We start from the raw sequence: 11,674 nt of genomic DNA, 5'->3' as shown, positions 1-11,674 counted from the left end.
CTGCAATCGAAGAAGCTTCAGCCGATGCTCATCAGGCTTGCATTGCCGCCCGCCGCGGCGGTGTTGATGGAGGTACTGACCTCTTCCAGGAGCCAGTTGAGGCAATAGGCCTCGGTATCCGCCAGAAGCTCCGCCGTGGTTGCGGATTGGGCGAGGACGAGCGGGCCGCCGAAGCGGGCCAGGCGGCGGGTAATCTCCGTCACTCGCGGTCCTTCGCCCTCGATCAGCGCGCCCGCGAAAGGCGCCTCCGCGCCCCAGTCGGAGCTCCATTGCAGCCGCGATGAGACACTCAGCGGAAGCGACGGCAAGGCGCGGTCCAACCCGCTGCCGGCATCAATCACCACGGTGTTTCCCGTGGCAAGCGCCGCGGCAAACTGGCGGAACAGGCCCTTGGGTGTCGCGGGGATGAGCAGGATGCGGCCGCGCGGATGGAGCGAGTAGACATTGCGTTCACCCACGGGCCCCACAAGCTCCTTCACCAGCCCCAGCGCTGCGATGCCGCCCAGCTCCCGCGCGGCCTCTGCTTCCGCATTATGCCCGCGCTGGCCAAGCCAGCTTGCGAAGTCCCTGAGGGCGGGATCCATGTGGACTGAACTGTGCTGCGGCGGAACGGGTGCGCGTTGCAGGAGACGGCCGATGTAGAGAGGGCCCCCCGCCTTTGGACCCGTACCTGAAAGCCCGCGCCCGCCGAAGGGCTGCACGCCCACAACGGCGCCGATAATGTTGCGGTTGATATAGAGATTGCCGGCATTAACCCGCTCGGTGACGTGCAGGATCGTTTCATCGAGCCGTGTATGAAGACCGAAGGTGAGGCCATAGCCCGTTGCGTTGATCTGATCGATGAGGTCATCCAGATCCTCGCGGCGGTAGCGCATCACATGTAGCACGGGGCCGAACACTTCGCGCTCGACATCACTGATGGTGCTGATGTCGATGATGGTGGGGGGCACGAACGTGCCCCGCTTCGCCTCGGCCGAAAGCGCCAGTTGCGAAACGGCATGCCCCTTCGCACGCATCGCCGCAATATGGCGCTCGATGCTGGACTTGGCCTCCGCCGAGATGACGGGGCCGATATCGGTGCTGAGACGATCCGTGCGCCCAAGGGAAAGCTCGGCAAGAGCCCCCTTCAGCATGTTGAGGGTGCGCTCCGCCACGTCCTCCTGCAGGCACAGGATGCGCAAGGCCGAACAGCGCTGGCCAGCACTGTCGAAGGCAGAAGCAATCACATCCGCCACCACCTGCTCGGCAAGCGCCGAGGAATCGACGATCATCGCATTCTGGCCGCCGGTTTCCGCGATGAAGGGAATGGGCCGCCCCTGATTGGAGACGCGGCCGGCGAGCTCACCTTGAATGAGGCGCGCGACCTCGGTCGATCCGGTAAACATGACGCCCGCCGTTTCAGTGGCCGCCACCAGGGCTGCCCCAACCTTGCCATCACCGGGAACGATCTGCAGCACGGCGCGGGGAATGCCCGCCTCATGCATGATCCTGACGCTCTCATAGGCAATGAGCGGTGTCTCCTCGGCGGGCTTTGCCACGACCGGATTTCCGGCAACAAGTGCCGCCGCGACCTGGCCGGTGAAGATGGCGAGCGGGAAATTCCACGGGCTGATGCAGACGATGGGACCCAATGGCCGGTGGCGGGACCCAAGCGTCTTGCGCGCCTGCTCGGCATAGTAGCGCAGGAAGTCCACCGCCTCGCGCACTTCGCCCACGGCATTGGCAGCGGTCTTGCCCGCCTCGCGCATGGCGATTCCCATCAGCTGCGCGATGCGCTGTTCCATGATGTCCGCCGCACAGTCCAACGCATTGGCACGCTCGGCCGCCGGCACCGCGGCCCAGCCTTCAGCCGCATCGGCAGCCATGCGGAGAACCCGCGCCGCATCTTCCGCGCGCAGCTCCGTCACCTGTCCCACGCGATCATCATGATCCGCGGGGTTGAGCACGTCCCGGGTCTCGCCCTCATCAACGCCGTCCGCCAGCAGGGGCCGCGCATGGAGTGGTGTTGCGGCAGATGCCTTCAGCTGGACGGAAAGTTCAGCGAGGGCCGCTTCATTCGCGAGGTCCACCCCTATCGAATTGCGCCGGTCCCGCCCAAAGAGATCAGCGGGCAACGCGATCTGGTCATGCGGCATGCCGGTGACAGGCATGGCCTCGACCACATCGACCGGATCGGCGATCAGCTCCTCTACCGAAACGGCAGGATCGGAGATGCGGTTGACGAAGGAAGAGTTGGCACCATTCTCCAGAAGCCGGCGTACCAGATAGGCCAGCAGCGTTTCATGTGTGCCGACGGGCGCATAGATGCGGCAGGGCCGGGCCAGCTTCTCCTGGATCACCACTTCCTCATAGAGCGGTTCACCCATGCCATGGAGGCACTGGAACTCATAGTCACCCGTCGTGAAGTCGGGCCCTGCTAGATTGTAGATCGCAGCAAGCGTCTGGGCATTGTGCGTGGCGAATTGCGGGAACACATGCTGCCGCGCGGAGAGCAGCTTGGCGGCGCACGCGATATAGGACACATCCGTGTGCACCTTGCGCGTAAACACCGGGAATCCGTCCAGCCCATCGACCTGTGCGCGCTTGATTTCAGCATCCCAGTAAGCGCCCTTCACCAGCCGCACCATGATGCGGCGGTTGGAACGCTGCGCGAGATCGATGATCCAGTCGAGAACGAAGGGACAGCGCTTGCCATAAGCCTGGACGACGAAGCCAAGGCCGTCCCATCCGGCGAGATCGGGATCGAGGCTGAGCGATTCGAGAATGTCGAGCGAGAGCTCCAGCCGGTCAGCCTCCTCCGCATCGATGTTGAGACCGATGTTATAGTCCCGCGCGAGCGCGGCGAGTCGCTTCACGGTGGGGAGCAGCTCTTCCATCACGCGCTCTGCCTTGGCGCGCGTGTAGCGTGGGTGAAGCGCTGAGAGCTTGATTGAAATGCCAGGGCCATCATAGATGCCGCGGCCCGCCGCAGCCCGTCCGATTGCGTGAATGGCGTTCTCGTATTCGCCAAAATAGCGCGCGCCATCGGGGGCCGTCGTCGCGGCCTCGCCCAGCATGTCATAGGAATAGCGGAAGCCCTGCGCCTCCAGCGAGCGGGCGCGTTTCAGCGCCTCGTCGATTGTCTCGCCCGTCACGAACTGCTCACCCATCATGCGCATCGCCATGTCGACGCCGCGGCGGATCACCGGCTCGCCCGCACGCGCGATGAGGCGGGTGAGCGCCGCACCCAGGCTCCGGTCGCTCACCGTGGAGGTGAGCTTGCCGGTGACGACGAGGCCCCATGTGGCCGCATTGACGAACAGCGACTTTGCGCCGCCGATGTGGGATTTCCAGTCGCCTTCTGAAATCTTGTCCCGGATCAGCGCGTCGCGGGTCTCCGTATCGGGAATGCGCAGCAGCGCCTCAGCCAGGCACATCAGCGCGATGCCTTCCTGGCTGGAGAGCGAATATTCATGCACCAGACCCTGAATGCCCGTGCCCTTGTGCTTGGCCCGGAGTGCGAGGATTAGCTGCCGCGCCGTCGCCGCAGTCGCGGTCTTGAGGGCAGGTTCAAGCCGGGCCGCAGCCACGAGCGGCGGAAGGCATTCTTCTTCGGGCCGGCGACAGGCGGCCGTTATCGCCCGGCGCAGTGCGTCCTGCAGCCTGATGGGCGGGGCGAAGTGGGCGAAGAGCGGGGGCATGGCGTGGGGCATGCGTGAAACATAGCACTGGCTTGAAAAGCAGTTTCGCCTAATTCATGCTGCCGCCTTTAGGTTTTTACCGTTCTTGGCATGACTTGGAGACAAAATGCCTACGCAACATGAGACTGATAGGGATTTCGACCATTTTGACCGCAGGATTCTGGATGCATTGGCGGAGGATGGGCGCATCTCCATCACCGATCTGGCGAAGCGGGTGGGGCTTTCCAACACGCCCTGCCAGTCCCGCCTCAAGCGGCTCATTGCCGATGGATATATCGAAGGCTTCAAGGCCATTCTCAACCCCGCGAAGATGGGGCTGGACCATGTGGCCTTCGCGGAAGTCAAACTCACCAACACCCAGGAAGGCGCGTTGCGGGCCTTCAATGAGGCGGTGAAGAAAATTCCCGAAGTCGAAGAGTGCCACATGATTGCGGGCCGCTTCGACTATCTGCTCAAGATCAGGACACACGACATAAAGCGCTACCGCCACGTGCTGGGCGAGCGGATTTCGGAACTGCCTTTCGTGGCCAGCACCTCGACCAATGTTGCCATGGAAACGGTCGTTGACAACTGGAGCAGCCGCCAGCGCACCAACGGGTGAGTCCGGCGCCGCTACTTCTTCTTGAAGCCCGGGCGCTTGCCGGGCTTTGCCGTGAACGGCCGGTCCTTCTTACCCGCGCCCGCATAAGCCGGCTTGTCTTTCGGGCGGCCGGGCTTCGGCGTGTAAGGCCGCTTCTCCGGCCGGGGTGAGGATGCCCCTGCTTCATCACCGGCAGGTGGCGCCGCGCGCGGCGGCTCCCACAGTTTGCGATCAGACGGAGATATGGTGATCCCGGCCTCCCCGCTACCCTTACGGGCCACGCGCTCGGCATAGGCCGCGGCCTTGTCGGCCGAAATCTCAAATCGCGTCTCGTCCTCGAAAATCTTGATCGAACCCACATCGTTGCGCGTGATGTCGCCCGCCTTGCAGATCAGCGGCAGAACCCAGCGGGGCTCCGCCCGCTTGTTGCGGCCAACGGAGATCGAGAACCAGGCCGAGCCCGTCATGTCCGGACGATCTGCCTTGACCCTTGGGGTGCTGGCCGATGGGCGGCCACTGCTGCCCTTGGCGGGAATGGGCGTCTCCGAAATATCTTCAGGCGCTGGGCGTGATTGCAGCTGCTGGCGCAGAAAGGCCGCGGCCAATTGCTCTGGCGAAACGCGTGCCAGAAGCTCAGCGACGAAGCCTGCCTCGGCCCCCTCGGGCTGGGGGGCTGCGGTGGCGGCTTGCAGGATCTGCTCCCGGTAGCGCGCTTCGATCTCTTCTGCGGAGGGCGCACCGCGCATGGTGGCATCCACATTCGCGGTGGCCAGCACGCGCACGGCGGCGGCATAACGCCGGACAGGCACGATCAGCACGCAAACACCCTTGCGTCCGGCCCGGCCAGTGCGGCCTGAGCGGTGCAGGAGAATGTCAGGATTCGTCGGCAAATCCGCGTGAATCACAAGGTCGAGGTTCGGAAGATCGATGCCGCGCGCGGCCACATCGGTTGCAACGCACACGCGCGAGCGGCCGTCGCGCATGGCTTGCAGCGCGTTGGTGCGTTCGGACTGCGAGAGTTCACCCGAAAGCGCCACGACGGTAAAGCCGCGGTCGCCCAGCTGCGCCGTCAGATGCTTGACGGCCTCGCGCGTGTGGCAGAACACGATGGCGCTGCCGCTATCGAAATAAAGCAAGGTGTTGATGATGGCATTCTCGCGCTCATGCGCCTGGGCGAGAACCACTTGATAATCGATATCGGCGTGACGCTCCGTTGCGGCGGTGGCGACGATCCGTACGGCATCGCGCTGAAAGGTCTTGGCCAGATGCGCGATCGTCTTCGGCACGGTGGCGGAGAACATGAGAGTCCGCCGCTGCGGCGGTGCTGCAGCAAGGATGAATTCGAGATCTTCGCGAAAGCCAAGATCGAGCATTTCATCGGCCTCATCGAGAACCACGGCGCGGAGGTCAGAGAGATCCAGCGAACCCTTGGTGATATGGTCACGCAGGCGGCCGGGCGTTCCGACCACGATGTGCGCGCCCCGCTCCAGCTGGCGCCTCTCCTTGCGCATGTCCATTCCGCCCACACAGCTTGCGGTAACAGCACCCGCATCGGCATAGAGCCAGCGGAGTTCCCGCTCGACCTGAAGGGCGAGCTCGCGCGTGGGGGCGATGATCAAACCCAGCGGCAGGCCAGCTGGTGCCAGGATGCCCGTATCACCCAGAAGCGGCGGCGCAATGGCAAGGCCGAAAGCCACAGTCTTGCCCGACCCTGTCTGGGCGGAGACCAGCAGGTCATGACCCTGGGCCTTGTCTTCGAGGACGGCGAGCTGAACGGGGGTGAGCGTCGCATAGCCCTGGCGGGCCAAAGCGGACAGCAGTGAAGGATGCACCCCTGCAAGATGCGGGGCTGTGGAGGTATCTTCGGAAGACGTCATGTGGAGGTAGCCTTTAGGAGCGTGCGGAATGCGCCATCAACTGCATAGCACATCCCTCGCCCCTTTGGAGGGCAAGGGGAAACAGGCTCATGAAGGATGGCAGCCCGGGCAGCGTGATTGCACCGGGCCTGGTCGGAGCCGTCAGCTCAGCTGGCGACCTTCGGGGCGTCGAGCTTGGCGAAAGGATTGTTCGCGCGCACCGGCTTCGCCTTGGGCTTCGGCATCGGCAGGAGGCCTTCGCGCTGGGCCTGCTTGCGGGCGAGCTTGCGGGCACGCCGGATCGCCTCAGCTTTTTCGCGGATTCGCCGTTCGGACGGCTTCTCGAAGAAGGTGTTGGCCTTCATTTCACGGAACAGGCCTTCGCGCTGCATCTTCTTCTTGAGGAAGCGCAAGGCCTGGTCGACGTTGTTGTCACGGACAAAAATTTTCAATGCGTCATGCTCCTTGTTCAGCTTTGGCCTTGGGCTTGCGCCGGTAGAGTTGGTAGCCGTTCTCGCGAATGCCCGGTTCAATCGATTCCCGCTTAAGGCCGTGAGGAAGCTTTTCCGCCGCCTTGACGACGCCAAAGCGGCGCCAGGGCGAGAGGCTTTCGGGAAGTTCTGCCGGAAGCCGGTTCAGTGAGAAGCAGAACAGGCCCTTGGTCTTGGTTGAGCGATACATATAGATATCGGCGGACAGCGCCATCACAACTCCTATGCTCTGCATCTACCCCCAGAAAAGAAAAGTGCGCCGGCGCAGAACACCGACGCTCTCGTCATCATCCCCGCTACCAGTACATCCGTGGCTTGCGGGGCTTTGATTTCTTTCTTGTCTTATTCCGCCTGGAGGCGGTCAGCAGACGATTTGCCGTTGCGGCGGTCGGTCACGATCTCATAGGAGAGCTTCTGCCCTTCGTTGAGACCGGTCCAGCCCGCACGTTCAACTGCGCTGATGTGAACGAACACATCGGGTCCGCCGGAAACCGGCTGAATAAATCCAAAACCCTTCTGGGAGTTGAACCACTTAACTGTACCTGTTTGCATAACGAGTCCTTTAGCTTAACAAATGCAAGAATTTGCCTGCCAGTGCGGCAGGTCAAAAAACACCGAGATTTTGGAGAGAAAGGGTAGATCTCGTACACTTGAAAGAGCGCGAGGCCGAGCCATCAGGCCATAATTCGATGGGCCACACATAGGTTTCTATCTGGGAAATTACAACTGAAATCTCCCGGAGATCTTGCTTCGGGCCTGAAATCGAGGCTCCTCCGCCCGGCAAATGTGACAGGCTCGATGTCTCGCAGAATTGACTTTTCCGTAAAATCTCTGTTTTTATTGACGCTGCGTTCCATTCCGGAATGATCAATACGAAAGCGAGACAAATCTTGGCTACAGGTAAAGTAAAGTGGTTCAACGAGACCAAAGGCTATGGCTTCATTGAACCCGACGACGGCACCAAGGACGTGTTCGTCCATATCAGCGCCGTCGAACGTGCCGGGCTTCGCAGCCTCAAGGAAAATCAGGCCGTGTCCTATGAACTGACGACGGATCGCCGCTCCGGCAAGCAGTCCGCGGATCAGCTGCGCCCCCTCTGAGGACGGTCTGACCTGGGGCAGGCCCTGGGTGCCGACGGCCGTTTTTCCTTTCTACGCCTAGACCAAGGACTGAGCCGGACCAAAGTCCGCCAACTTGGCCATCCACGCGTCCCGGTTCCGGGGCGCGTTTTCCGTTTCGAGGGGCCGCCCCGTCATAGCGAGGTGAGGGCAGATCGGACGGTCCCCGCGAGCCGGAGGGCAAGCGCCGCGATGGTGAGTGTCGGGTTCGCCGTGGCGGAACTCGGAAACGATGAAGAGCCGGCGACGAACAGATTTGGATGATCATGGCTGCGGAGATTCCCGTCAACCACGCTGGTGGCCGGGTCCTGACCCATGCGAAGCGTTCCGATGATGTGCCCTGCTCCTTGCGCCACCGGATTGTGGTGCAGTTCAGAGACGCCAAGGCGCGTGAAGATTTCTTCATGCGCTTTCCGAGCGGCCGCCAGGCCGGCCTTTGCATATTGATCAATGCTGAAATGGATGCGCGGAAGCGGAACGCCATACATGTCCCGCTTGGCAGGATCGAGGCTCACGCGGTTTTCCGCCTGCGGCAGTTGCTCAACGAGGGATGCCAGGCGGATGTGCCGCGCCGTCTGCGCGCGCAGGGCATCGTCCAACTCCTTGCCGCGCAGGCCCTGCTGCGCGAGATCGGCCGCCGTCGAAAGAGGAGCGCCCGTGGGCCAGGACCAGCCGTCGTTTCCGATTTCGATCCGAAAGGCCCCGCGCTCAGCTCTGAACGCGCCGTCCCTCAAGTTCTCGATTCCCGACGTGGAAAGCGGCCCGCGATATGGGAAAACCGGCTCCCTCGCCAGCGCCCACGAGAGCTGCGTGGGGTGATCCATGAGATTGCGGCCAACCTGGCCTGAACTGTTGGCAACGCCACTCGGCATCTTCTCACTGGCGGAATTGAGCAGCAGCCGCGGACTCTCGATCGCATGCGCGGCTAGCACCACGATGCGTGCTTTCAGTTCTCCGTCGCTCCCGTCCCAGCGCTTGAAGCGGATGACGGAAATCCGGTTTGCGTCGTCCGTCGCGAGCGCCACCGCCGTCGTCTTGTCCATGAGCACGGCACCTGCGGCAGTGGCCCGCGCAACATGAACCGTCGCATCATATTTGGCCTGCACCGGGCAGACCGGAATGCAGCTCGCATTGCCGCAGCAGGCCGGGCGATCCTCACTGTCTTGAGAGTTCCGGGCCTGGGGCGTGGCGCGCACATCGTAAATGGAGCCATCGAGAGCCTTGAGGAACTGCTGGTCGAGATAGGTCTGGGGAATGGGCGGCATGGGATAGGCCGCAGACCGGGGGGAGCCCAAGTCTGACGTGCTGTCCCCCGCAACTCCCAGTTCAGCTTCTGCCTTGTCGTAGAACGCCGCGAGATCAGCATAGGTGACGGGCCAGTCTTCGCCATGGCCGTAAAGAGTCTTCAACTGGAAATCTGCCGGCACAAGCCGCAACGCCGTTCCCAACCAATGCCAGGTGGTACCGCCCACGACCTTCACATAGGTGCTGGAGAATGTATCTGGACCCGTCTGCTGATACCAGGCACCGAGGTCGTTCGACACCGGATGCATGGCCTGTGGCACCGCGGGATAGGGGCATTCGGGAACCTTGATGGCCGCACTCCAGTAGCGCTCCACTGCTTCGCCGCGGTCAACCGTACCGCCCGCCTCAAGAATGGTCACCTTCAAGCCTGCCTTGGCCAGATGAACAGCGACAAGTGCACCGGCAACACCAGATCCGATGATGGCGACATCCGTTGACAGTTGATCGCTCATGATAATGGCAACTCCTAGCCTGCGGGCGGATTGGCCCAGTATCCCGTTTCACCGCCGCAATTGGCCCACGGCTTCGTATAAGTGAGCGCCGACCAGACGAGAGCCGAGTTGAAACCGGCAACATAAGTTGCCTGAGGGTCGGGCGAAAAGCCGCTGTACCATGCCGCAACGACGTCATTGGCAATTTTGCGCCTGCCGGCCTCCGTGCCGCCACCGGAGATCAGTTCCCCGAGTTCGGTTCGCTTTCCAGCATCTTTGAAGCCCTGCAGAATGGCCGCACCCATGGCGGCATCAAGGTCCTGTTGAACCGTCAGCTTGCGGGATAGCACCATGAAGGCATCAATCGAAACGTCGGATGATGCAGCGTCCGCAGGGGTGCCGATAACCCATCCGGCGGCACCTGAAGTCGCGCAGAGGGTGACAGCCTGGATGACGGCGCGGCGTGAAATGACACTCTTCATCGCTCATTCTCCAACGGTCCGCGGACAGAATGAACCCATCATTACACAAGAGTGGGCATATGGAAATTGCGCATTGCGCGGCCGCCAACGCGCCTTACGCTCTGCCAAAGCCGGGAACGATATTCACGGGAAGAAAATGGTGGGTGGTACAGGGATCGAACCTGTGACCCCTACCATGTCAAGGTAGTGCTCTACCGCTGAGCTAACCACCCACGTTCGACGACGGTGGCGACCCTATAGCGGGGGCCGCAAGCAGGCGCAAGCCCTTAAACTCAAGCCGCCATCATGCGTTCAACCTCATTCACGAGATCGCGCAAATGGAAGGGTTTCGACAGCACCTTGGCATCCTTTGGAGCCTTGGAATCCGGGTGAAGGGCGACGGCGGCGAAGCCGGTGATGAACATGATCTTGAGCGACGGATCAAGCTCGGAAGCCCTCCTGGCGAGTTCGATTCCGTCCATCTCCGGCATCACGATGTCGGTCAGCAGCAGGTCGAAGTTGGTCTGCTTGATTTCTTCGAAGGCGCTGAGGCCTTCGCCGAAGCTCGTCACCTCGTGGCCAGCCTTCTGCAGGGCCTTCACCAGGAAGTTCCGCATGTCGTCATCGTCTTCCGCGAGGAGAATCTTGGCCATGGTCTTCATCGTTACACTTCGTCCTGAACGCAATTTACGAACATCGCTTTGCCTTCTTAGCCTTGTAGCCTCTTGCCGGTAAACGGTGAATGAAGCCTCCGGGACCACTGGACAGGCATCACCAGCCTGTTGAATACTGAACATCCCCGCCACCGAAACGAGATGGCATGCCCGACAGCGATCGCTCCCCACCGCCCTTCGAGATTCTGCCTCCGGCGGAATGGACGGCACCAGCCGTCTTCAATTCACCGCACAGCGGACGGGATTTCCCGCCAGATTTCCTGCGCCAGTCCAGGCTTCCGATGCTGACGCTAAGGAAATCAGAAGACTGCCATGTGGACGAACTCTTCCTCTCCTGCGTGGCACATGGCGCGCCTATGCTTCGAGCCCGGGTTCCACGAAGCTACATCGATCTCAACCGCGAGCCCTATGAACTTGACCCCCGCATGTTCGCCGGTGAGCTTCCAGGCTATGCCAACACGGTCTCGCCTCGGGTCGCAGGTGGCCTTGGCACAATTCCGCGCATCGTCTCGGAAGGTGAGGACATTTATCGGGGCCGGATTGATTTTGCCGAGGCCAGGAAGCGGATCGAACAGGTCTACATCCCATACCACCGCACCCTGTCCGCCCTCACCAATGCTGTGCTCTCGAAGGCAGGCGAAGTGCTGCTCGTGGACTGCCATTCAATGCCGGCGAGCGCCACGGCCCATGTGATACCTGCTGGCTCAGGGCCTGTAGACGTCGTCCTGGGCGATCGCTTCGGAGCTTCATGCGCTGAAGACATATCAAGTTTTGTGGAAGAGCTGCTGCGCCACCATGGGATGCGGGTATTGCGAAACAAACCCTATGCCGGTGGTTTCATTACCCAAAACCATGGCGCGCCGCACCGCGGCCAGCATGCGCTACAGATCGAAATCAACCGCAGCCTCTACATGAACGAGCAGACTTTCGAGAAAACATCTGGTTTTCAAGCAATTAGGTCGATCCTGTCCGATCTAACCGGCACCATCCTGCCCTTTCTCGAAGACCGGTTCCGCCCGCAGCGCCTCGCCGCGGAGTAACGGTGGACGTAGGCACAAAAAAAAGGGCCGATACACCA

General features: G+C 61.9%; 11 protein-coding genes and 1 tRNA gene. 3 read left to right on the top strand and 9 right to left on the bottom strand.

Translation table 11 applies throughout. From position 1 onward, the window contains the following. Positions 1 to 17: 17 nt before the first annotated feature. Positions 18 to 3,692, bottom strand: a complete 3,675-nt coding sequence (putA, locus tag ACO06F_RS18560; RefSeq protein ID WP_421694213.1) for a trifunctional transcriptional regulator/proline dehydrogenase/L-glutamate gamma-semialdehyde dehydrogenase — start codon at positions 3,690 to 3,692, stop codon at positions 18 to 20. Positions 3,693 to 3,786: 94 nt separating this feature from the next. Here putA and ACO06F_RS18555 point away from each other — a divergent pair, with 94 nt between their 5' ends. Continuing rightward, positions 3,787 to 4,281, top strand: a complete 495-nt coding sequence (locus ACO06F_RS18555; RefSeq protein ID WP_421694212.1) for an Lrp/AsnC family transcriptional regulator — start codon at positions 3,787 to 3,789, stop codon at positions 4,279 to 4,281. Between the two features lie 11 nt (positions 4,282 to 4,292). Here the strand turns inward: ACO06F_RS18555 and ACO06F_RS18550 are convergent, their stop codons facing one another. From ACO06F_RS18550 to ACO06F_RS18535, 4 genes are all read right to left on the bottom strand, one after another. Further along, entirely contained in the window at positions 4,293 to 6,137 is a 1,845-nt protein-coding gene (locus tag ACO06F_RS18550) for a DEAD/DEAH box helicase (protein ID WP_421694211.1), read from the bottom strand. A 146-nt stretch (positions 6,138 to 6,283) separates the two neighbouring features. Then, positions 6,284 to 6,568 carry a 30S ribosomal protein S21 gene (gene rpsU, locus ACO06F_RS18545; protein ID WP_421694210.1) on the bottom strand — a complete coding sequence of 95 codons (285 nt, stop codon included), beginning with the start codon at positions 6,566 to 6,568 and terminating at the stop codon, positions 6,284 to 6,286. Positions 6,569 to 6,572: 4 nt separating this feature from the next. Further along, positions 6,573 to 6,821: a hypothetical protein gene (locus ACO06F_RS18540; RefSeq protein WP_421694209.1), complete on the bottom strand. Its 249-nt coding sequence runs from the start codon at positions 6,819 to 6,821 to the stop codon at positions 6,573 to 6,575. Between the two features lie 128 nt (positions 6,822 to 6,949). Further along, the gene (locus ACO06F_RS18535) at positions 6,950 to 7,159 is read right to left on the bottom strand and encodes a cold-shock protein (protein WP_421694208.1); all 210 of its coding nucleotides are present in this window, start codon (positions 7,157 to 7,159) and stop codon (positions 6,950 to 6,952) included. Positions 7,160 to 7,497: 338 nt separating this feature from the next. Between ACO06F_RS18535 and ACO06F_RS18530 the strand changes: the two genes are divergently transcribed. Further along, positions 7,498 to 7,707 (top strand): cold-shock protein, encoded by a 210-nt coding sequence (locus tag ACO06F_RS18530; RefSeq protein ID WP_421694207.1) that lies wholly within the window; start codon positions 7,498 to 7,500, stop codon positions 7,705 to 7,707. A 152-nt stretch (positions 7,708 to 7,859) separates the two neighbouring features. Here the strand turns inward: ACO06F_RS18530 and ACO06F_RS18525 are convergent, their stop codons facing one another. The 4 genes from ACO06F_RS18525 to cpdR all read right to left on the bottom strand — a co-directional run bounded on the left by ACO06F_RS18525 (position 7,860) and on the right by cpdR (position 10,575). Then, complete coding sequence (locus ACO06F_RS18525) at positions 7,860 to 9,482, bottom strand: GMC family oxidoreductase (protein ID WP_421694206.1); 1,623 nt, start codon at positions 9,480 to 9,482, stop codon at positions 7,860 to 7,862. Positions 9,483 to 9,496: 14 nt separating this feature from the next. Further along, positions 9,497 to 9,943, bottom strand: a complete 447-nt coding sequence (locus ACO06F_RS18520; RefSeq protein WP_421694205.1) for a sugar dehydrogenase complex small subunit — start codon at positions 9,941 to 9,943, stop codon at positions 9,497 to 9,499. A 137-nt stretch (positions 9,944 to 10,080) separates the two neighbouring features. After that, positions 10,081 to 10,155 (bottom strand) — tRNA-Val (locus ACO06F_RS18515). A 60-nt stretch (positions 10,156 to 10,215) separates the two neighbouring features. Next, complete coding sequence (gene cpdR / locus ACO06F_RS18510) at positions 10,216 to 10,575, bottom strand: cell cycle two-component system response regulator CpdR (RefSeq protein WP_421694204.1); 360 nt, start codon at positions 10,573 to 10,575, stop codon at positions 10,216 to 10,218. A gap of 167 nt (positions 10,576 to 10,742) precedes the next feature. Between cpdR and ACO06F_RS18505 the strand changes: the two genes are divergently transcribed. Next, positions 10,743 to 11,636: an N-formylglutamate amidohydrolase gene (locus ACO06F_RS18505; RefSeq protein ID WP_421694203.1), complete on the top strand. Its 894-nt coding sequence runs from the start codon at positions 10,743 to 10,745 to the stop codon at positions 11,634 to 11,636. Positions 11,637 to 11,674 lie beyond the last annotated feature (38 nt).

Source organism: Aestuariivirga sp., assembly GCF_965227715.1.
Taxonomy (GTDB): Bacteria; Pseudomonadota; Alphaproteobacteria; order Rhizobiales; family Aestuariivirgaceae; genus Aestuariivirga.
Note: the sequence above shows the minus strand (reverse complement) of the source record. Positions and strands in the feature narration are given on the sequence as shown.

Excerpts from the sequence above, each read along its gene's own strand:
- ACO06F_RS18555 (WP_421694212.1), top strand. The coding sequence starts at position 3,787 with ATGCCTACGCAACATGAGACTGATAGGGATTTCGACCATTTTGACCGC.
- ACO06F_RS18520 (WP_421694205.1), bottom strand. The coding sequence starts at position 9,943 with ATGAAGAGTGTCATTTCACGCCGCGCCGTCATCCAGGCTGTCACCCTC.
- ACO06F_RS18540 (WP_421694209.1), bottom strand. The coding sequence starts at position 6,821 with ATGGCGCTGTCCGCCGATATCTATATGTATCGCTCAACCAAGACCAAG.
- ACO06F_RS18505 (WP_421694203.1), top strand. The coding sequence starts at position 10,743 with ATGCCCGACAGCGATCGCTCCCCACCGCCCTTCGAGATTCTGCCTCCG.
- putA (WP_421694213.1), bottom strand. The coding sequence starts at position 3,692 with ATGCCCCACGCCATGCCCCCGCTCTTCGCCCACTTCGCCCCGCCCATC.
- ACO06F_RS18535 (WP_421694208.1), bottom strand. The coding sequence starts at position 7,159 with ATGCAAACAGGTACAGTTAAGTGGTTCAACTCCCAGAAGGGTTTTGGA.
- ACO06F_RS18550 (WP_421694211.1), bottom strand. The coding sequence starts at position 6,137 with ATGACGTCTTCCGAAGATACCTCCACAGCCCCGCATCTTGCAGGGGTG.
- cpdR (WP_421694204.1), bottom strand. The coding sequence starts at position 10,575 with ATGGCCAAGATTCTCCTCGCGGAAGACGATGACGACATGCGGAACTTC.
- ACO06F_RS18525 (WP_421694206.1), bottom strand. The coding sequence starts at position 9,482 with ATGAGCGATCAACTGTCAACGGATGTCGCCATCATCGGATCTGGTGTT.